Source organism: Acinetobacter bereziniae LMG 1003 = CIP 70.12 (assembly GCF_000368925.1).
Lineage (GTDB): Bacteria > Pseudomonadota > Gammaproteobacteria > Pseudomonadales > Moraxellaceae > Acinetobacter > Acinetobacter bereziniae.
Genome location: NZ_KB849755.1, coordinates 1,520,616 through 1,541,390 on the forward strand (window position 1 = coordinate 1,520,616; position 20,775 = coordinate 1,541,390).

Here is a 20,775-nt window from a genome sequence, read left to right on the forward strand (position 1 = left end):
GTTTTCTCTTATTTATCGCGTTCAATGCGATAAAATTCGGTTATTAATTGACTTGTGCCAGTGTGATTTTTTGGTAGCTTTTCGCATAAAAAATTACGATTACGAAGCAAATCAATGGCAATACATAGGCAATATGTGTTCCATAGTGATCAGCTAATTTCCCCATGAAAAAAGGCATAATGGCACCGCCCACAATCGCCATGATCATAAATGAGCTGCCGATTTTTGTTTTAGAACCGAGATTCTTAACACCCATCGCAAAAATGGTCGGGAACATAATCGACATAAAGAAGAAGATACCAATCGCTGCGATTACTGAAATATATTCAGCGCCAGATAAAATCACGACACACAGCACACTGTTAATTACGGCATAAATTAACAACAAATGATTCGCGGAGATTTTCGACATGATGCCAGTGCTGACAAATCGCCCGATCAAAAAAGCCAGCATGGCAATAGATAAGAAATATGCGCCTTGTTGGCTTGAGCTCTGTGGCCAAGTTTCGACTACCAAGTTAATAAAAAATGCACCCACGCCAACCTGTGCGGCGACATAGAAAAACAGCGTAATAACACCAAATTTAAATTCTGAATGTGACCACATCGATGCACTATTATTTTGAAGATTGGCTGCATCCAATTTCGCTTCGTTTTCACGTAGATCAGGAAGTTTTGCTTTAGCAAAAAATACAATCAAAACAATAACAATTGCAGCAATACCGACATAGGTATAGGTCACAGCATCAAAACTTGCAGCACTGTCACCTTCAACCGAATTAAAGAAGAACAAACCTCCAATCAACGGACCAAAAAATTGTCCCAAGCCATTAAAAGACTGAGATAAATTAAGCCGCTGTTCAGCAGTCGATGGATCTCCCAATGCAGAGGAGTAAGGGTTTGCAGCCGTTTCCAAACATCCTAACCCTAGAGCCAGTACAAATAATGCAAATAAGAAAAAGCTAAATGTCATCATATTAGCCGCAGGAACAAAGAGCAGAGCCCCGATTGCATAAAGGGAAAGACCGAGAATAATCCCTGCTTTATAACCTCTTTTTTCAATAAATAAACCCGCAGGTAGAGCAATCACAAAATAGGCACCAAAATATGCAGCCTGAATCAGCCCCGATTGAGCTTTAGAAATATGCAAAGCTTCCTGAAAATGTTTATTTAAAACATCGACCAAACCATACGACAATCCCCACATAAAGAAGAGTGTCGTGACCAATATCAACCCCATCCTAAATTGGGGTTCTGTAATTTTTGCCTTCATGGCTGAATTCCTTATATCATTCGGATTATTGTTTTAGATCAAATATTTTTTCCATTTCGATCCATTTTTCACCAGGTTTTGCACTTGGCAGTACTTGTTGGTACTGCGACATCAAAGTTTCCCACTCAAGATTTTTCGGTTCTGAAACCGCAACGCTTTGTGCTAGGTCAGCGTCATAATCGTCAGTGGTGTCCATAATCATAAAAAGGCGATTTTCGACTTGCCAAATCTGCATATCCAGCACACCACGATTGCGAATATTGGTGGTGATTTCTGGCCATACTTTTTGATGATACTGTTGATATTGCTGGATCTTTTCAGCATCGTTCACAAGGTCTAAAGCCAAACAATAGCGTTTCATCTTTCGCTCCAGTTTTCGGCATATCTGTCTTAATCTTGATCTAAGGCACGATCTAAATGGGTATAACCGCCATCAACATATAAAAGTTGTCCAGTGGTATGCGAGGAACGATTAGACAGTAAAAATACCGTGGTATCTGCAATTTCATGGGTCGTCGTCATACGATGACCAAACGGAATATTTTGGGTAATTTGTGCTAATTTCTGGGTCGGGTTATCAAAGCTATCCACCCAACGTTGATACAGTGGTGTCATGACTTCAGCAGGTAAAACCGCATTGACCCTCACCCCATCATCTTTAAATTGCGCAGCCCACTCTCGTGTCAAAGCCAATCGACCGCCATTTGCTGCTGCATAACCACTGGTATGTCCCTGCCCTGTGACTGCAACTTTAGAGCCTATATTGACGATGCTGCCTTTGCTTTGTTTGAGATGCGGTATGCAAAAGTGCGCCATTGTAAAATAATGAATCAGGTTTTTATCTAAAGACTGTCTAAACGCATCAATACTGTCTTCAAGTCCAACATTGTCATTTATTCCAGCATTGTTGACTAAGCCATCTAGACGTCCATATAAATCAATAACCTTCTGAACGTTTTCTTGGCAGGCTTTTTCATCGGTCAAGTCCAGTTGATGAAAGGAGTAGTTCGTCTGTGTTTTCTGTAAAGATGCTTCGAATTCTGAACTCAGAGCTGAACGACCAAAAATGGCAACCGTTGCACCCTCTTGTGCCAGTAATAATGAAATTGCCCCACCAATTCCGGCACCACCACCTGTAACGATAAAGACTTTATTTTTGAGGTGTAAATCCATCTTTCTGATCTCCTATATTTAAAATCTTTTAAATTTCATAGCTTATATAAGCGTTTAGGTGTATCTGTTTCGACCTGTTTACGTTCTGAGTCACTCCAGTTGCGTGTCCATTCATCCCAAAATGCCAACAATGTGTCATAGCGATGGGTCGCAAAAGACACAGGCCAATCTGATCCCCAAAGCAAGCGTTCAGGACCAAAGAGTTCTAAGGCAATATCAAGGTGGGCTTGAAAATCTTGTGCTTTGCAGTATGCGCCCGCCTCTGTCACCAAACCTGAAATTTTGCAGTTCACATGTGCTAATGCGGCTAACTCTTTCATGTTCTTTTTCCACACAGAAAAACCATCACTGGAATACATCTGTGGCTTGGCTAAATGATCAATCACCAACGCATATTGATCATGTCGTTGGGAAAATTTTACGGCTGCATCTAAATCTTTTTGATGAATCAAAACACCATAAAGCAACTCAGCTTGCTGAATTTTTTCTACGCCCAGATTAAATTGGTGGTTGTTCAACATATAGGCTGTAGGATCAGGCTCATCTTGAAGCATGTGACGAAAGCCTTTTATCCGCTTATTTTGTTTGAATTTTTCCAACTGCATTTCAGCGTCTTTTTTAAAATCAAACCATGCCACAATGCCTTTGATAATCGAATGTTGCTCTGCCAGTCCATTCAAATATTCATTTTCCTCCCAAGATGGTCTTGCCTGAACAGCGATCAAACCTTCTATTCTGGTAGGCAATTGCATGAACAAATCTTCAGGAGACATGTCTTTTGCAATGGCGCTTAAGTCATCCGTCATCCAAGGGAATTCAACTGGATTGTATTTCCAAAAATGAATATGGCTATCAATCACTTATATACTCCTTGTGGCTTTATGCACTTTCATTCTTTTCTCAATGGATGAACTGTAAAATCATCCTTAAAAAACTCATCCACGATAAAACCACAAATCAGCGCGTTTTACTTTGTGAATCATGCCCTGTGATACTAGAGTCTAACTCTCGTGTATCAGGCTGGCTGATCTCACCGTATTTGCATGCTACATTCCTTTAGCATGAATCACTTTTGTCACTGAAAAATTCAGCCTATCAGCCCTTAAATCTATATTTCTCAATAGATGCTGGTTTCATTTCAATTGAGAAGCCTGCAAGAGTTGGAGGCATATAAGCTGCATTTTGAATCACACAAGGATCGATAAAGTGCTCATGCAAATGGTCCACGTATTCTGTGACACGACCTTCTTTGGAGGTTGAGAACCATAAATAATCAATCATAGAAAGATGCTGAACATATTCACACAGCCCTACGCCACCTGCATGTGGACAAACTTTGAGTTTGTATTTTGCTGCCATGAGCAATACTGCTAGCACTTCATTGATTCCACCCATTCGACAAGCATCAATCTGAACAATATCAATCGCTTCACGCATAATAAATTGTTTAAACATGATGCGATTCTGGCACATCTCACCTGTCGCCACTTGAATCGGCTGAATCGCAAATCGGATTGCACGATGAGCTTCGACATCATCGGGTGAAGTCGGTTCCTCAATAAACCATGGATTGGAAAATGCCAGTTGCTTCACCCACTCAATGGCTTGCTCACGTTCCCAAATCTGATTGGCATCAATCATTAAGTGACGATCAGGACCAATGATCTCACGTGCAATTTTGACCCGACGTTTATCTTCCTCAACATCGCGACCCACTTTTAATTTGATATAGTTAAAGCCTTCATCCACAGCCTCTTGGCAAAGTCGCGCAAGTTTTTCATCGCTATACCCCAACCATCCTGCTGAAGTCGTATAACAAGGATAACCTTCTAAAAGTAAAGTTTTCTCACGTTGCGCTTTACCAATTTCATTCGACTTTAATAAGTTCAAAGCTTCATCAGGCGTAATACAGTCAGTTAAATAACGAAAATCAATACAGTTTACTAATTGTTCAGGAGTCATATCTGCAACCAGTTTCCAAACCGGTTTAGCTTCACTTTTTGCCCATAAATCCCAAATCGCATTTACCACTGCGCCAGTCGCTAGATGCATCGCACCCTTGTCTGGTCCAATCCAACGGAGTTGACTATCTGAAGTTAAATGTCGCCACATCAAGGCAGGATTTTTCTTAATCTCATCAATATCTAGACCAACCACCAGATGGCGCATCGCTTCAATTGCTGCACAGCAGATTTCATTACCACGACCAATGGTAAATGTGAGACCATGTCCCGTCAGCGCTGGACGATCCGTTTTTAAGATGACATAGGCAGCTGAATAATCTGGATCTGGATTCATCGCATCTGAACCATCCAATTGCTGTGAAGTGGGGAAACGAATATCCAATACTTCTAAATCCGTTATCTTTAACATTCCTATTCCTTTTTAAATGCTGAGCTTTTTTAAAGACAAGTCTTCCTAAGGCATCGAATTTAAATGCCTTGTTTGTGTAACTTAAAAATTAAATCTATTCAGATAAATCTGGCTTATTCAGCATTCACAACTTTCTGTTGTTGTTCGCCTAATCCCTCAATACCCAATCGCATCACTTGCCCTGCTTTTAAATACACAGGTGGCTTTTGCCCAAGCCCTACACCAGGTGGCGTACCCGTAGAGATCACATCACCGGCCTGTAAACTCATAAACTGGCTTAAATAACTCACAATAGTGGGTATATCAAAAATCATGGTATTGGTATTACCATCTTGATAACGATGACCATCCACCTCTAACCAAATTTTTAACTGATGTGGATTTTCGATCTCATCCTTGGTCACGAGCCATGGACCTGTTGGACCAAAAGTGTCGCAACCTTTGCCTTTGTCCCAAGTCCCTGTGCCTTCAAGCTGAAATGCTCGCTCTGAAACGTCATTAATCACACAATAACCTGCAACATAGTCCATTGCCTGTTCTTTACTGATGTAACGACCATCTTTAGCAATAACGACACCCAACTCAACTTCCCAATCGGTCTTGGACGAATGCTTTGGAATTTCCACATCATCATTTGGTCCAACCACTGCACTGGTCCATTTATTGAAAACCACTGGTTCAGCAGGAACTTCTGCACCTGTTTCCGCGGCATGATCAGAATAATTCAAACCAATACAGATAAATTTACCAATATTACCCACACATGCACCAAGGCGCACATCCTCGGCAACCAAAGGCAGGCTCGATAGATCCAGATTTCGAATCTTATCTAACTCGGTGGCGAGCACCTGACCATTGATGTCTTGAACCACTGAAGACAAATCCCGAATTTGTCCCTGTGGGTCTAAGATTCCTGGCTTTTCTTGTCCTTTTACACCATATCTTAATAATTTCATTGTTCTATCCTAGATCTGTTTGAAAATTAATTTGACCAACCACCATCGATCATATTGATGGTTCCGGTTGTGAATGAGGATTCATCACTTGCCAGATAAAGCGCTAATGCAGCTATTTCTTCGGCCTTACCAACTCTTCCCATCGGTTGGCGAGCAACAAACTGAGCATAGACTTCATCAATGGTTTTATTTTGCTCTTTGGCTTGGGTTTCAATACGATCATGTAGTGATGGAGAGTCTACAGTTCCCGGACAGATCGCATTGCAACGAATTCCTTGACCGATAAAATCTGCTGCGATCGATTTGGTCATACCAATAACTGCAGCTTTAGTGACACTATAGGAAAAGCGATTCGGTACACCTTTAATACTTGATGCCGCAGATGACATATTGATGATTGAAGCAGTGGCACTTTTTAACATTGTGGGTAAAAAAGCCTGAATCATGTGGTACATCGAATCGACATTCATCGTAAAAGCACGCTGCCATTGTGTTTCATCACATTCTAAGATTGAACCTGCAGGAACCCAACCAGCACAATTGAACAACACATCAACTTGCTGATATTTTTTTGAAAATTCAATAATTTGCTGACGATTAGTAATATCTAAATATTCCACTTGAATATTGTCAGAATGGCTTTTGAGTTCTTCAAGCAGTTCTAAATTAATGTCCGTAGCAATGACCTTTGCGCCTTCTTTTGCAAAGCTTAATGCAGTGGCTCTACCAATTCCCTGAGCAGCTGCTGTAATCACACACGTTTTATTTATCAATCTCATTCCTTCGTCCCTGCTTTTTACTTTATACTATGGTAAATGCTAAATTGACTAGACCAATTAATTGGTCTAGTCAATTTAATTGATCAAAAGTGTTTTGGCAAGACCAATTTTTGTAAAAGTTGAAATTTATGACTCAAACTCGTCTCTATCAAAATATCTTTAATAAGATTCAAGATGATATAAAGAATGGAATTTATCAGTTAGGTTCAAAGTTACCGCCTGAACGAGATCTTGCGCAGCAGTTAGGTGTAAGTCGTACCTCAGTACGTGAAGCAATCATTGCGCTTGAAGTGAATGGAATTGTTGAAGTAAAACTGGGGAGTGGTGTCTATGTCATTAAAGATCAACAAGATCAGGTTTTGGAACAAACGGGTTTTAATACCAATATACATCCTTTGCTGATTCCTCATTTAAAAGAAGATTCCGCAGTTACGCCATTTGAAGTCTTAGAAGCCCGTTTGCAGATTGAGCCCTATCTTGCAGAACTGGCAGCAAAGCATCGTACGGATGAACAATTAGAAGAGATTAAAGAAGCATTTTTTATGAATGTTCGAGATAATCTGGAACATTCTAGTGAGCATATTGGTGATCGTTTATTTCATATTCGTATTGCTGAAGCGAGTCAAAATAGCGCTTTTTCTTTTTTTCTGAAATATTTGCTCGGGAAACAATATACCGAGCTGTTCAGTCGTATGCGTAGTTTATATACCCCTGAAGATATGCCATTAAGATCTCAGCATGAACATCAAGAAATCATGGCAGCAATTCAGAGCCAAGATGGAGCAGCGGCATATAAAGCCATGCAAAAACATTTGCAGAATGTCATCAATATCTTTTCAAGGAAGGTTTAGGTTAAATATACTGATACTTGCGTAAGGCTATGTTACATAAAGCCTTTAAAGATAAAGTTTTTCCTAAGTTAATTAAATTTAAAATCACTAAAGACCTCATTAATTTAATTCTCCAAACGATTTAATACGCTGCTGTTCTTAGCAAAACCTAAAAACAGCTTTTTAAATGGGTGAAGGTATTTTTAAAAAATAATTTTCGAGCTTAAGCCCAGCACTAAAGCATTATCAACATAATTCGTTGCTCCAGGATTGATTACATATTGAATATTAGGTCTAAGCATCAACCACTTCATTGGGAAATATGAATAGTTCAACTCAATATTATATTCAGCATCTTTATTAATGCCTTGGCGTGTTTGACTGTAACGATCACTAACATCAACTCTATTTACAGCAAAACCAACAATATCATTAGGATAATTATTTAAAAGTCCAACATATTTCAAACCAATTTGTTGCATATTTTCAACTTTGTTAGTGGTTTGATCATGAAAACTGAAGTTCATAAAAGTATACAGCCCTTGCTGAATTGAGTTTTTTGAGGTTAATTGTTGTTCTACAACACCCCACATCCCATATGTGTGAGATTCAGGCTCTCCTGTTACGATGTCTTTTTGGTTTTTGAGATCGTCAGCTGTATTATAAAATGCACCTATACGATAAATTCCAGCTAAGTTATTAATCATCTGTTTAGGCTGCCAGACAAGCTCAATAGGCATATTGACACCATCGACATCTTTTGTATCCAAATTCCACCCTTCACTTTCTTCCAAGTTTTTTGGGTTATATTCGAATACACCAAATTGTATAAAGACCTCAGGGTTAAAACTATATTTAGACATTACAGCCCATTGGCTTACAGGTGCATTAATCCATTTACTGCCTTGCCATTTCCCCATTTGTGCACCGCAAAAGGAATTATTTTGAAAGTCGCAAGACATCACATTGAAATAGGTTCCCATGGCAAAACGCCCAACTCGAATACTAGTAGCTGCGTTACTGAATTTTTTTTCGATCGAGAGTTCTGCAAGCCTTGTACCCGAATTACCTCGACCATAATTTGCCTGTACATTGGCCAATTGTGGTGCTTGCGGATCAGAAATCTGTTCTACTGATACGCTCTGCCCTTGTCTTGCCATAATTAATGCTCGAACACTTATCCCCTCCAAATTTATCAATTTTTCTAAATCCAAAGTTGAGCCGAGTGAAAATTGACTAACATAAGTCGGGGCTTGTCTTGGTTTATATCCACCATCAGCTAAATAAGCAATGTCGAGATTTAAGCCACTATCAAATTTAATCCCTTCATTCTCTAGCTGGGTTCTTGAACCATTCCAATCCCCAGTCAAATTTGTTCGATTCACATCGAATAAGTTCTCAGCAAAACAAGCTGTATTTGTTCCAATAAATACACCAAGGAGACATAAAAAATTACTTTTGTTCATTGCACAATCCCTGCAAATTTTGAATATAAGTTTCCCTAAACAGCTAATTAAATAAGCTATTTTGAACAGTTAAATGGCTTAAAAGTGGTAGGATAAAATTAGGGCATGGCTAGACTCCTGTCGTACACCATGCTCAATTCACTAACAGTTGGACTCTCTTAGGTTAAGTGATTTTTGATTTTTGCTTTAACTGCTTCTGTAGAAATACCATAACGATCATGTAGTGTGGGTAATGCGCCTGCCTCTAAAAATGCATCAGGTAAACCAATCATATCAAAACGTGGATGTTGCCCATTTCTTAATAGTAAGGTTCCAACTGCTTCACCTAACCCCCCAACTACAGAATGATTTTCAGCAGTAAGTACAGACCGTCCTCCTTTTGCAACTTCTGCTAAAATCGTTTCTTCATCAAGAGGCTTGATGGTTGGAACATGTAGAACTGAAACCTCAATTCCCTCTTTTTCAAGCTCTTCAGCGGCCTCAAGCGCACGCATAGTCAGTAATCCAGTAGAGATAATCAAGAGATCTTTCCCTGGCTTAATGACTTGGGCCTTACATAATTTAAATTGGTAGTTATATTTATCCAATACCAATGGAACTTGACCACGTAACAAGCGCATATAAACAGGACCTTGATGAGCAGCAATCTGTGGAATAGCCTGCTCAATTTCCAAGGCATCACATGGATCAATGATCATTAGATTTGGCATTCCACGGAAAATGGCAATATCTTCTGTTGCTTGGTGACTTGGTCCATATCCTGTAGTTAAACCAGGAAGGGCTGCTACAATTTTCACATTCAGATTATCTTCGGCAATCGCCATACAAATAAAATCGTAAGCTCGACGTGAAGCAAATACAGCATAAGTCGTGGCAAAAGGAACAAAGCCTTCTCGAGCTAATCCAGCAGCAGCACTCATCAGGAGTTGTTCTGCCATTCCCATTTGAAAGAACTTGTGTGGATTTTGATTCGTGAAAATATGTAGATCTGTATATTTAGATAGGTCTGCTGATAATCCAACAATATCATCACGCTCTTTCGCTAGCGCATTTAAAGCATGTCCAAATGGTGCAGGCTTGGTTGGTTGCCCTTCTACAGCAATCGAAGCAATCATGGCAGACGTTTTTAATTTTTTCTTAGGAGAGTTCGCTAATTGGCTCATGGATCTAAACTCCTTATTTGCCGTAATGAGTTAATATATTTAAAGCTTCATCCCATTCGCGTTCATCTACCCGAATAAAATGTGTTTTTTCTCGGCTTTCCAAAAAGGAAACACCTTTACCCATTTTGGTATCGCAAATGATGACTCTCGGATTTATACCTTTATAATTTCTTGCATTATCAAAAGCTTCGAGTAAAGCTTTCATGTCATTACCATCTACGCGCTGTGTATACCAACCAAAAGACTGCCAACGATCTACAATCGGTTCAAAAGCTAGAATTTCACTTGAATGCCCATCGGCTTGCTGATTATTCACATCAATAATTGCAATTAGATTATCTAATTTCCAATGTGAAGCCGACATGACAGCTTCCCATGTAGAGCCCTCATTGAGCTCACCGTCTGAGAGGAAGTTATAAACAAAAGATTCTGATTTCTTTTGCTTTAATCCGAGGCAAGCGCCTACCGCAATGCCTAAACCATGACCCAATGAACCACCTGTGATTTCCATACCAGGGGTATACGTTGCCATGCCTGACATAGGTAAACGACTGTCATCAGAACCATACGTTTCTAGTTCTTCTAATGGAATAACTTTTGCTTCGATCAAAGCAGCATATAAAGCAATGGCATAATGACCTATTGAAAGATAAAAGCGGTCTCGTCCTTCCCACTCAGGATTCTCAGGCTGATATTTCATTGCATGAAAATAAGAAACTGCAAGTAGATCAGCTGCACCTAAGGCCTGTCCAACATAACCTTGGCCCTGTACTTGTCCCATACGTAATGCATGTTGACGAATGTTATATGCTCGTTGCTGTAGTTCAGCAATACGAGCTTTTTTATTAATATTTGACATAATTAACTTCTCTTATTAACGATTAACCAGTTTTGCTGGAACGCGCAGTACTAGGCTAGCTCCGACAACTAAGACTGCTGTAATTAAGAACATACCTATGGCATTCGAACCTGTATTAGTGGTAATCCATCCGATGAGAAACGGAGAACAAAATCCAGCGAGATTGGCAAAACTATTGATTCCAGCAATACCAGCAGCAGCTGAAACACCACCTAAAAAGTTTGTTGGCAACATCCAAAATAAAGAAGATGCGGTGAGTACTCCTGATGCCGCAATACATAAACAAATCAACGATAAAATTAGATTTGAAGCAAACAATGTTGCAAATGTCAGTGCAATGGCACCAGTACACATTGGAATAATTAAATGCCAGCGACGCTCTCTAAAGTGATCTCCGCTACGACCTGCTAACAGCATTACAACTATGGCACACATATAAGGTAGACTGGTCAACAAGCCAATATGCCAGTTGTCACTAATACCCGAGTTACGAATTAATGTCGGCAACCAGAAAGTAATTGCATATTGTCCCATTACGACACAAAAGTAGATTCCAGCTAGTAACCACAAGCGTTTATCACTAATGAAGTCTTTAATACTGCTATGCCCTTCTTTCTGTTGATTATCTTGAGCAATTTCTTGTTGGACTAAATTCTTTTCAGCACTCGTTAACCAATGTGCATCTTGAACAGAATCTTTTAGAACTGCGAGGACTAACAAACCAACAACCACTGTAGGTATAGCTTCAAGCACAAACATCCATTGCCAGCCATGCCATCCTTGCACATTGTTCATTTGATCCATGATTAAGCCAGACAAAGGGCCGCCAATCATTCCAGAAATGGGAATTGCAATAAACCACAGCACAGTCATACGGGCCCGACGATAAGATGGGAACCAATATGTAAGATAAAGTAATAAACCTGGTGCTAATCCAGCTTCAGCAACACCAAGTAAGAAGCGTAAGGTATAGAATTGCCACTCTGTTTCAACAAATGCAAAACAGCCTGACAAAATACCCCATGTAATCATGATTCGGGCAATCCAACGTCGAGCACCAACTTTATGCAGCACAATATTGCTAGGTACTTCACATAAGAAATATCCTATAAAGAAAATACCTGCGCCAAGTCCATAAACAGCTTCACTAAACTGTAAATCACTCATCATTTGAAGTTTGGCAAAACCAACATTTACACGATCTAAGTAAGCACAAAAATAACAAAGCATTAAAAATGGCATCAGCCGAAATGCAATTTTTCGATATGCAGATTTACGAATAGCATCTGTATCAGATGAAAATACGGTATCCATCATGCGAGTCCCTTTACATTTGACCACAATATCCTCTCGTGACCATGTCTCTATTTTAAATTTTCTAATACTAATACTGAGTTTTAGTGAATCAGCATTCCGCCATTTACGTCTAGAGTTACACCTGTTAAATAGGCTGATAGATCACTAGCTAAAAATAACGCTGCATTAGCAACATCTTGTGCTTTACCTAAGCGACCCAGTGGAATGCCTGTAAGAATGTCATGAAGACGATCATCATTCATTAAACCACCCGTAATGTCTGTTTGAATAAGACCTGGTGTAAGTGAGTTGACACGAATATTATCTGCACCAAACTCGCGAGCCATCGCTTTAGCTAAACCTAAAACCCCTGCTTTGGCAGCGCTGTAGTGTGGACCACCAAAAATACCACCACCTCGTTGTGCCGAAACGGATGATAAGCACACGATACTTCCTCCACCGTTTTCTTTCATTGCGGGAATTACAGCCTGAGACATAATAAGCGTTCCACGCAGACTGACATCCAAAATACGGTCATAATCATTACGTTTGATATCTAATGTTTTTACAGGTTGGGTAATGCCTGCATTATTGACCAAAATATCAATTTTTCCGTAGTATTGAAGGGCTTGTTCCACAGCAGCGTGTGCTTGTTCTTCATTTGCAACATTTGCTGCTAGACCTAAATGACCTTCGCCCAATGCTTTAGCTGCATGCTGGCTTTGCGCAAGATCTAGATCAACAATAATGACTTTGGCTCCTTGCTGTGCAAAGATTTCTGCTGTTGCACGACCAATACCACGTTCAGATGCTGCACCTGTGATTAACGCTACTTTTCCTTGTAGTAACATGTATATTCCTCTTTTCTTCAACATATTCATTCATCGCTAGATTCTCTTTTTTCACAGTGAGCAGCAATAAGGTTAAACTCAACTAGGCATGAATTTTATTCATGCCTATGATATTTTTAGTTGAGATATGAAAGAAAAATGGAATTTTAAATGAATAATACTGAAAAAAATTACAATCAAATGCCTGCAATAAAAACTTTACAAGCATTTGAGCAAACTGCTCGCTTAGGGAATGTGGCAAAGGCAGCAGAGATCCTGAACCTTACGCCCTCTGCTATCAGTCATCAAATCGCAAAACTAGAAGAAATGATTGGTCAAAGCTTATTTATAAGAGGTGCACGAGGAGTGACTTTAACGCCTTCTGGTGAGCGTTATTATCAAGATGTAACCGCTATCTTGCATAATCTGATGTTAGCGACTGAACAAGCATCGGATAACAGTCCAAAAGATAGTTTATACATCCATTCTTCACCAAGCTTTGGACTTCTGTGGTTACTGCCAAGATTGGAATCATTTAAAGAACTATATCCTCTCATTCAGGTGAATTTATCTTGCTCTTATGAAAACCTTCATTTCACACGAGATAAAATTGATATTGATATTCGTCATGGTATTCCGAATTGGACAGGAGTCGAAATTAGAACAGTTCGAAGTGAAAAATTAGAAGTTCTTGCCTCCCCCAAATTACTTGAGCGCAGCCCAGTTTCTAAGCCTAAAGAGTTACTAAAAAAAGAATTAATTTTATCGAAGTCCACTCTCGTTACATGGCCCCAATGGTTTGCACATCAAGGGTTAAGCATTCCTGAATTTCCTTATACTTTTAGTTTTGATCGCTCATACATGTCACTTGAAGCTGCAACTCATGGGCTTGGATTCGTCCTAGAAAGCAATTTACTTACCCAAAATTATCTAGATTCAGGAAAACTTGTCAAAGTCTTTCCTGATGACTTCTCCGTACCAATATCTGCCCACCATTTAGTTTATCCACGTACCCATGAGAACATTCTCAAAGTGAACCATTTTTTAAACTGGATTGGTGACGAAATCATTAAAGATAAGTAATAAGCAGAGAATCTACTCTAGATAGATAATAATCAAATAACCATCTATCACTAGAGAACTTCGATTCGTACCCTTTAATAAATCCCCATAGAACCTACTTTGTCACGCCTAAAAATCACTATCAGAATCAAAATTTTAATTAGGTTTACAAATGCTATCTTTTGAATATGACTATAGATTTTAAAATAAAGCACGTATAATCCGCACTCTGCTTTTTTCATCTTTTCAGGTTTACTTTATGTCTGAGCTCCAATCTCTAACTCCCCGTATTTCGGTCGCTCCGATGATGGATTGGACAAGTAAAATTTTATTTTCAATTTAAATCAAAAACTTATTGAAAATTTTCAATTTTTTAGGCGTAAAATAGGCGCAAATAACGTCCACATTTTGTCCAATTTCACTATACTATTATTTTAATTTTAACCGCTTATTTATTAATCAATACAGTAGCATTTAGCTCATTTTATCTCAACTCTTCACCAAAACTTGATCATCTCAATCTATATTTTTGCTTCGGACTTTTCGGCTTATCTGGAATAGTACGCTCAATCAAGCCATCCTCTATAGCAGGATTCAAGTAATTCTTTTGGAATGTTGCTCGATGGGTTAATCCGACCAATTGCATTAGCTCAGCCAAAGTATAGTCTTCTTGCTTCATTGCCGAAATTAAACGCTGAACTTGATCACTCATTTCTAGGTGAACATATACGTTAGCTTGAGCGGTAGCATGATCGCTATCTTGAGCGGTAGCAGTTGAACTCAGAATTGCATCTAAAATCATCTGCAAGATGAATTCTATAAAAGGGGCTGAATCAGTCCGATCAGTACTTGCTTGCAAAGCCTCATAGTAGGCTTTTTGATTTTGATAGATCAAGCTCTCAACAGGAATATTAGCAAAGATTGGATTCCATCTGCTTAGTATCAAAGTTTGCCATAGCCTTCCCATTCGACCATTACCGTCCGCAAATGGATGAATAAATTCAAATTCATAGTGGAATACCGAACTTTGAATCAATGGGTGTATCTCAGCATCATTCAACCAATCAAGTAAATCAGCCATCAGTCGATTAATTTGATTTGCAGGCGAAGCCATATGCACCACTCGATCACCTGACATCACACCAACACCACCATGACGATACTGACCGACTTCATCAATCAAGCCTGTCATTAAAATTTGATGCGCTTGTAATAGGTCTTTTTCTTGACTTGGTTGCCACTGCTGAAAGGCCTCATAGGCTTTGATAGCGTTACGCACTTCCTGAACTTCTTTCGGAGGTGCAATTACGGTCTTACCATTAAGAATCGCCGTAATCTGCTCACTACTGAGCGTATTGCCTTCTATTGCCAATGAACCTTGGATGGTACGGATACGATTGGCTTTTCGTAGTTTCAGACTATCTTGAATTTCCTCTAAAACAGTCAAACGCCCTATATTTTCACTGATCTGCGCAATCAGATGAATGATTTTTGAGGTGATGGTATAAGGCGGTTGGTATTGCATAGATTCCTAAATAAAATATAAAGTTTTGTTTAATTAAATGCTAAAAGTATAAGTTTTCAAAGTCATAAATAAGGTATGATTTTATATTTACTCACCCTGATAAATGATCTTAAGCAGACTAGAGCAAGAGTTTCATCTTGCCCATCCTCAACTTAATTAACTTTTTAATTCATAGCAAAGTCTAAAGCCAGTTTTTCTAAACTTATATTTACCAGTAGAATTCAATGCTGGAGTTGGTCTGGCAATATAATTATAAAATTCCGCTAGTGATTTACAACAGACACAAGTTTTATCATTTAACCACTCACCAAAGTTTTTCGAATCAATAAATCGAAGCCCATGTTTCTCCAAAAAATTTACATCTTCGAATTTCAATTGAATTTTTTGAAAAGATTCTGCATCCATATAAGGTGGATGACCAATTATTTTATATCCGTTTTCATCATAAAAACTCAAGCAATTGTATTCAAACTGTTCATTGCGTTGGTTACTAAAATAAGTTTTTCCTTTTGTTCTTACTTCTAAAGGAGGTGAATAATAGCTTAGACTATCGTCTATAGGCTCATCAAAAGGTGAAACTTCCTTAAACTCATCGAAAGTTAATAGACGTGTCTCAACTTTATTCTTACGATTAAACCAGCTAATAAATACCATCACATCATACCAAGTCAGTGATACAGGCAACGTCGTATCTTCATCAGCATTTACTGCTTCTAGATTATCAAGCAAGCATCCTTTTTTCACTTTCTCAACAACAGTTGCTCTAGCTTCTAAATACAATGAGTTTGAAATTGAAAAATCTTGAAAATCTTCAATTGTGATTAAATTGGAAATCATCAAGCATTTACCATTTTCCAACCGAATCTTCTGAAAAGAAGGTAACTCGATAGAAGAACTCAAATCTACAAGAGTTTTAGCATATTTACTATACAAAGATCGTTTTAACAACTCTTCTGTTCCAGGATAATCGCATGTGTTACCACCCGAAAAATAATATTCAGTTTCTGCTTGATGTAGTCGTTGCTGTCTATTTCCCTTGAATTCGAAGTAGAACCAGCGCTTAAAGTGATATTCATCATCAAATTTTGGTACATCAGCTCGTTTCAAGTAAGGCGCATAAATTTGATGTTCAAATATCTCATCACATTGATTTTTAAAAATAAAATCATATTGTCCATTTTCCCCTTTTAAAAAAATAAGGTTATCATTAAAAGGGATTACTTCAACCCAGCCTTGGTTAAGTTCTTCAATGCGCTGAAGAAACAAGTTCATCTTTTTATTGCAATGTATTATACACTCTGCCAAGTTTTCCTTATTAGTATTATAGATTTGAAAAACTGATTCTTGTTCCCTAGGTTGAACTAATTGATCTCCAAGTAGGTTAAATCCCGCTTGAATATAAAACAAATCTCCACCAATCACGATATCAATCAATGCTCTCGTATTTGGTTGTTTACGTTTCAGAAGTACCTGTAATATAGGGTTTTTCAGAGCAACATCTACATTTGATGAATCATTATCATCATAGGCACGTTGATGTAATCCATAATTAGAATGATCAATTTCAAAATTATAGATACCTATACCATCATCAAAGTATTGATCGTAACGGAAGTTATATCCTGTAAAAATTTTGTCTGGGATAGAACTATTGCCATAGAACATTCTATCGGATACATCTTGACGTTGATGTTTTAAACGGCTTGCACCATCACATGGAAACTGGGGTTTAATAAGATCTGCATATTGGCATAAGTTATGGTCTTCCATAAAAGGTTTTAAAATTTGCTCATAGGCATTCAAAAATCCTGAAAAACCACCGTTAAAACCCAATGAATGAACAAGAGCATTTAAGAGTGTGCAATGAGCTATTTTTTCACGATCTCGAGATACGCTTTCAACAGATTGTTTAATTAATTCAGGCTCTAACCCAAATACTGGCAGAATATGGAATCTCTTAAGGGGTAAATAACCTACGACAGGTGGTTTAGTGAGAAAATGTCTTTCAGAAAATGTGTTATACATGATCATATCCGTTATATTTCGATAGCAAATAAAAAGCCCTCAACTAAATCTTTTGATTTAGAGGCATACTTACGAAATAACGGATTTTTCTTATTGAAAATAAGCTGAGTATTTTTGTTTAAGATAGTATGAATTCTTAACCGCAGGTTAAAACTCAACCTAGGCTTTTTTGCTTAAGAGAAATCATATGAAAAATATTTTTTTTTGTCAACAACACTACAATGACAATTTGAGGAGGCTATGGCACTTGAACTCACCTAAATCTCAAGCGGAATCTATTAGTTAAAAAATTTAAAGTCAGCGATTGAGTAAATTGGTATTAATGCCATTTTACAGTGCCACATTGGCAATCAAAATATGAGGGTGGCTACATTTTTTTACAAGCTCGCATTTGAAGTCATCGCTGTAGATCCGACATTGCTTTTTTATAGATTCAGGATCAGCAATAGTTAATTCCTAGTTCATCAATATGTTCCCGCCAATAAATAAGTGGGTCACCAAAGACATATTCGTTATAATAAAAAATGGATAGAAAGTATCACCATCCATAATTTTTTAAAATAGCAATTACTGCTAGCTGGCACTTTTCCGCTTAGCTGAAAGCTCTTCTCTCCATTTTTTAAGACTCTCAATATCTGAACGTAGCTCATTTTCTTCAGGAATACGTATTGGGATTTCTGTCGACTGACTATGTTCAAAGCATGAATACTTAGTCATCAATTGTTCTATAAATAGACAATCATCTTTTTCAATCAATGCTAAAGAATGTATTTTATTATCTGTTGTGATGGATCGACGATGTCTTCTTACAATTGCATTCAATAAGTCATCTTCAACACTTTTCTCTAATAATTTTCTAAAATCACTACAAATAGCTTGAGCTAATTGTCGGTAAACTTCTACTCCAGATTGTTGTCCTAAACTAGAAGCATCTTTTAATCTAGTTAGAAGAATATTATTAGCTGTTTTTGTATTAGAATTCCAAGTTTGCTGATGTGCTGGATGTCCCACACTCCCATTAAAACCCTCAATACATATTGCTGAGAAATGAACCTTATGCCATTGTTCACCATTTTTCTTAGAAACATCTTCCATTGTGCCAAAAAGTGATAGTCTATGTGTAAATATAATAACTTGTCGTTGTTTGGCTAAATCTGCTAAACGGGAAGCCACATGCCACTCATAATCATGATCTAATGAGGAAATTGGGTCATCAAATATAAATGGAGCCAAATAGGGCTTATTGACCACATCTGCTAAGAAAGCTGCTAAAGAAATTATTCTACGCTCCCCTTCACTTAAAACTAGTTCTGGTAATAAGTTTTCATTAGTTGTACCCTTTAATTGAATTTTATGAAAAACTTCCCCTCTTGCTGTTCTCGATTTTATTAACTCAACCTTTAAATGATGTGCTCCCAATAATCGTAATTCGTCATTGAAACGCCGAATATATGCTTCAGTAATAGCTCTTTCAGAAATTGATGCGGCTTTTATGGAAATATTTCTAGGATTTGTTAATGACTTCCACAACTCGTACTGCTTATGATTTCTTAATCTAAGTACTTCTTGCTTAATTGATTCAACTTGCTGGCTGGTCCACAGCTTAGCTTCTAATTCTAACTTTTGCTTATTAGCCAGAACTCTATCGAACTCTGTAGCATCCTGATCAAATTGATTTGCTTCTCGATTTAAACGATCTGTATATTCATTAAGAACAACTATTACTTTTTGTGCTTCGGAAATATCGCTAAGTACCCCCTGCTCTTCGTGAGCATTAAGAACTAAAATATTATTCTTAATTTTTAACCAGATACCTCCCAAACATTTTAACCAATCGTCAGTACCGATTCCCGCAGCCTCACATTGAGTTCTTATTTGCTGATCCGTTAAAACTAAAGGAAGTTGAGTAAGGATAGTTCTATAGTTTTTTTCTGCATTTTCAGCATCTTGCTCAAGAGTGCTACATACAAATTTTTCAAAATTTTGCAGTCGTTCTTTTGCCTCAAAATTAAGTTCTTGATGGCAAAGTAAACATTTTGCATCATCCGTAACTGGAAATTTTTGTTCTGGATATACTACTTGAGAATATTTTCTAGCAGCGCTCCACATTGCTCGCCAAGTATCGCCACCTACCCCAGCTAATTCACCAACTAAATTCTTTGCTGCATCTAAGGCAACTTGGCGCTTTTGTAATACATCTTGTTTAAGAAGTCTAATTAAATCTATATTTGAAGAGCTTAGCGAGTGTTGTGCCTCTTCAAGTGTTTTAATAATTTCCTTCACTTGTAAGGCTGTATTTCTTCTTTGCTTCGCAAGTTCAGTTGGATTATCTGTACTCAATCTTAAATTCAAATTATTGAGTTGCTGTTGATCATTTTCAGACCATAAAGTAAAGCTCTCTAGGAATTTATCATTCGTTTTTTCATTTAATGTATTCAACTTAGTAGCTATTTCTGTTGAATAGAATTGACTAGGAAGCTTTGGTAATTTACTTAAAAGAGTATCCTGCTCGGTTTGTAGTATATCCTTTACTCTTGAGCAAACTTTTGCCAATTCTGCAAACAAGGTAACTGCTGGAGGCATGTATGTAGCAATACTCTCTTTGGTTAAATAATAATTTGCTTCTTCACTATCAAAAATATCAATTGAAACGAGGTCATCTAAACATGACTCATGAGCACCCCACTTAATTTCTTGCTCACTTCCATCTATATCAATTACAAAAATACAATGACTAAGATCGGGTGGTGGCAAAAAAACATTTGGTTTTAAATTCTGTGCTCGTGGAACTCCTGATACTTTTTTTAATATACGGGTATAGCTCGACTTACCCGAACCATTATGTCCATAAATTACACTTAAATTCCCTTCTCCAAATATTAAGGGGCTTTTAGGAGCTAAGTTTTCTATACCAACAACTTCATTGATAGCTTTTAGACGCAATTCATTTTTGACTTGGTTTACAGTCAACTCATCGTAAGTTCGATGAGTTGTTACCGCTTTGCCTTCGGGAGTCTTTATCAGTATGCATAAATCCTTATAGTCGTTATCATCAAGCTGGGCTTTCTGAAGTATTCGTACCGCCGCTTCTTGTAACCAATCGGCTTGTGTTAATAACCATTTTTTAATCTCAAGTTCAATTGTCATAATTCCCCTACCTAATAG

Annotated in this window: 17 protein-coding genes; 2 read left to right on the plus strand and 15 right to left on the minus strand. The window is 37.9% G+C overall.

What is annotated here, in order from left to right:
- Positions 1–43: 43 nt before the first annotated feature.
- The 7 genes from fucP to F938_RS08970 all read right to left on the minus strand — a co-directional run bounded on the left by fucP (position 44) and on the right by F938_RS08970 (position 6,554).
- Positions 44–1,273 carry an L-fucose:H+ symporter permease gene (gene fucP / locus F938_RS08940; protein ID WP_005030996.1) on the minus strand — a complete coding sequence of 410 codons (1,230 nt, stop codon included), beginning with the start codon at positions 1,271–1,273 and terminating at the stop codon, positions 44–46.
- 25 nt (positions 1,274–1,298) lie between these two features.
- Positions 1,299–1,634: an L-rhamnose mutarotase gene (locus F938_RS08945; protein WP_005030998.1), complete on the minus strand. Its 336-nt coding sequence runs from the start codon at positions 1,632–1,634 to the stop codon at positions 1,299–1,301.
- Positions 1,635–1,663: 29 nt separating this feature from the next.
- Positions 1,664–2,446 carry an SDR family oxidoreductase gene (locus tag F938_RS08950; protein WP_005031000.1) on the minus strand — a complete coding sequence of 261 codons (783 nt, stop codon included), beginning with the start codon at positions 2,444–2,446 and terminating at the stop codon, positions 1,664–1,666.
- Positions 2,447–2,481: 35 nt separating this feature from the next.
- The gene (locus F938_RS08955) at positions 2,482–3,306 is read right to left on the minus strand and encodes an amidohydrolase family protein (protein ID WP_005031003.1); all 825 of its coding nucleotides are present in this window, start codon (positions 3,304–3,306) and stop codon (positions 2,482–2,484) included.
- 235 nt (positions 3,307–3,541) lie between these two features.
- Complete coding sequence (locus tag F938_RS08960) at positions 3,542–4,819, minus strand: L-fuconate dehydratase (RefSeq protein ID WP_005031005.1); 1,278 nt, start codon at positions 4,817–4,819, stop codon at positions 3,542–3,544.
- Between the two features lie 113 nt (positions 4,820–4,932).
- Complete coding sequence (locus tag F938_RS08965) at positions 4,933–5,775, minus strand: fumarylacetoacetate hydrolase family protein (protein WP_005031006.1); 843 nt, start codon at positions 5,773–5,775, stop codon at positions 4,933–4,935.
- Positions 5,776–5,801: 26 nt separating this feature from the next.
- Positions 5,802–6,554: an SDR family oxidoreductase gene (locus F938_RS08970; protein WP_005031007.1), complete on the minus strand. Its 753-nt coding sequence runs from the start codon at positions 6,552–6,554 to the stop codon at positions 5,802–5,804.
- A gap of 128 nt (positions 6,555–6,682) precedes the next feature.
- Between F938_RS08970 and F938_RS08975 the strand changes: the two genes are divergently transcribed.
- A complete protein-coding gene (locus tag F938_RS08975) occupies positions 6,683–7,405 on the plus strand; it encodes a FadR/GntR family transcriptional regulator (protein ID WP_005031008.1) in 723 nt (240 codons plus the stop codon).
- Positions 7,406–7,587: 182 nt separating this feature from the next.
- Here F938_RS08975 and F938_RS08980 read toward each other — a convergent pair whose 3' ends face one another.
- From F938_RS08980 to F938_RS09000, 5 genes are all read right to left on the minus strand, one after another.
- A complete protein-coding gene (locus F938_RS08980) occupies positions 7,588–8,850 on the minus strand; it encodes a carbohydrate porin (RefSeq protein WP_005031009.1) in 1,263 nt (420 codons plus the stop codon).
- A gap of 158 nt (positions 8,851–9,008) precedes the next feature.
- Positions 9,009–10,013, minus strand: a complete 1,005-nt coding sequence (locus F938_RS08985; RefSeq protein ID WP_005031010.1) for a transketolase family protein — start codon at positions 10,011–10,013, stop codon at positions 9,009–9,011.
- A gap of 13 nt (positions 10,014–10,026) precedes the next feature.
- Positions 10,027–10,872: a transketolase gene (locus tag F938_RS08990; RefSeq protein ID WP_005031012.1), complete on the minus strand. Its 846-nt coding sequence runs from the start codon at positions 10,870–10,872 to the stop codon at positions 10,027–10,029.
- Between the two features lie 15 nt (positions 10,873–10,887).
- Positions 10,888–12,186: an MFS transporter gene (locus tag F938_RS08995; protein WP_010590757.1), complete on the minus strand. Its 1,299-nt coding sequence runs from the start codon at positions 12,184–12,186 to the stop codon at positions 10,888–10,890.
- An 83-nt stretch (positions 12,187–12,269) separates the two neighbouring features.
- Positions 12,270–13,019 carry an SDR family NAD(P)-dependent oxidoreductase gene (locus F938_RS09000; RefSeq protein ID WP_005031016.1) on the minus strand — a complete coding sequence of 250 codons (750 nt, stop codon included), beginning with the start codon at positions 13,017–13,019 and terminating at the stop codon, positions 12,270–12,272.
- A 180-nt stretch (positions 13,020–13,199) separates the two neighbouring features.
- On the opposite strand from F938_RS09000, the gene F938_RS09005 reads away from it, so the two are divergent.
- Complete coding sequence (locus F938_RS09005) at positions 13,200–14,081, plus strand: LysR substrate-binding domain-containing protein (RefSeq protein WP_085947562.1); 882 nt, start codon at positions 13,200–13,202, stop codon at positions 14,079–14,081.
- A 490-nt stretch (positions 14,082–14,571) separates the two neighbouring features.
- On the opposite strand, the gene F938_RS09010 is transcribed toward F938_RS09005, so the two are convergent.
- From F938_RS09010 to F938_RS09025, 3 genes are all read right to left on the minus strand, one after another.
- The gene (locus tag F938_RS09010; protein WP_005031021.1) at positions 14,572–15,585 is read right to left on the minus strand and encodes a Fic family protein; all 1,014 of its coding nucleotides are present in this window, start codon (positions 15,583–15,585) and stop codon (positions 14,572–14,574) included.
- Between the two features lie 156 nt (positions 15,586–15,741).
- On the minus strand, positions 15,742–17,610 hold the full coding sequence (locus tag F938_RS09015; RefSeq protein WP_005031022.1) for a hypothetical protein: 1,869 nt from the start codon (positions 17,608–17,610) through the stop codon (positions 15,742–15,744).
- Between the two features lie 573 nt (positions 17,611–18,183).
- Positions 18,184–20,757 carry an AAA family ATPase gene (locus tag F938_RS09025; protein WP_005031024.1) on the minus strand — a complete coding sequence of 858 codons (2,574 nt, stop codon included), beginning with the start codon at positions 20,755–20,757 and terminating at the stop codon, positions 18,184–18,186.
- Between the last annotated feature and the right edge of the window lie 18 nt (positions 20,758–20,775).

Excerpts from the sequence above, each read along its gene's own strand:
- fucP (WP_005030996.1), bottom strand. The coding sequence starts at position 1,273 with ATGAAGGCAAAAATTACAGAACCCCAATTTAGGATGGGGTTGATATTG.
- F938_RS08945 (WP_005030998.1), bottom strand. The coding sequence starts at position 1,634 with ATGAAACGCTATTGTTTGGCTTTAGACCTTGTGAACGATGCTGAAAAG.
- F938_RS08950 (WP_005031000.1), bottom strand. The coding sequence starts at position 2,446 with ATGGATTTACACCTCAAAAATAAAGTCTTTATCGTTACAGGTGGTGGT.
- F938_RS08960 (WP_005031005.1), bottom strand. The coding sequence starts at position 4,819 with ATGTTAAAGATAACGGATTTAGAAGTATTGGATATTCGTTTCCCCACT.
- F938_RS08965 (WP_005031006.1), bottom strand. The coding sequence starts at position 5,775 with ATGAAATTATTAAGATATGGTGTAAAAGGACAAGAAAAGCCAGGAATC.
- F938_RS08970 (WP_005031007.1), bottom strand. The coding sequence starts at position 6,554 with ATGAGATTGATAAATAAAACGTGTGTGATTACAGCAGCTGCTCAGGGA.
- F938_RS08975 (WP_005031008.1), top strand. The coding sequence starts at position 6,683 with ATGACTCAAACTCGTCTCTATCAAAATATCTTTAATAAGATTCAAGAT.
- F938_RS08980 (WP_005031009.1), bottom strand. The coding sequence starts at position 8,850 with ATGAACAAAAGTAATTTTTTATGTCTCCTTGGTGTATTTATTGGAACA.
- F938_RS08985 (WP_005031010.1), bottom strand. The coding sequence starts at position 10,013 with ATGAGCCAATTAGCGAACTCTCCTAAGAAAAAATTAAAAACGTCTGCC.
- F938_RS08990 (WP_005031012.1), bottom strand. The coding sequence starts at position 10,872 with ATGTCAAATATTAATAAAAAAGCTCGTATTGCTGAACTACAGCAACGA.
- F938_RS08995 (WP_010590757.1), bottom strand. The coding sequence starts at position 12,186 with ATGGATACCGTATTTTCATCTGATACAGATGCTATTCGTAAATCTGCA.
- F938_RS09000 (WP_005031016.1), bottom strand. The coding sequence starts at position 13,019 with ATGTTACTACAAGGAAAAGTAGCGTTAATCACAGGTGCAGCATCTGAA.
- F938_RS09005 (WP_085947562.1), top strand. The coding sequence starts at position 13,200 with ATGCCTGCAATAAAAACTTTACAAGCATTTGAGCAAACTGCTCGCTTA.
- F938_RS09010 (WP_005031021.1), bottom strand. The coding sequence starts at position 15,585 with ATGCAATACCAACCGCCTTATACCATCACCTCAAAAATCATTCATCTG.
- F938_RS09015 (WP_005031022.1), bottom strand. The coding sequence starts at position 17,610 with ATGTATAACACATTTTCTGAAAGACATTTTCTCACTAAACCACCTGTC.
- F938_RS09025 (WP_005031024.1), bottom strand. The coding sequence starts at position 20,757 with ATGACAATTGAACTTGAGATTAAAAAATGGTTATTAACACAAGCCGAT.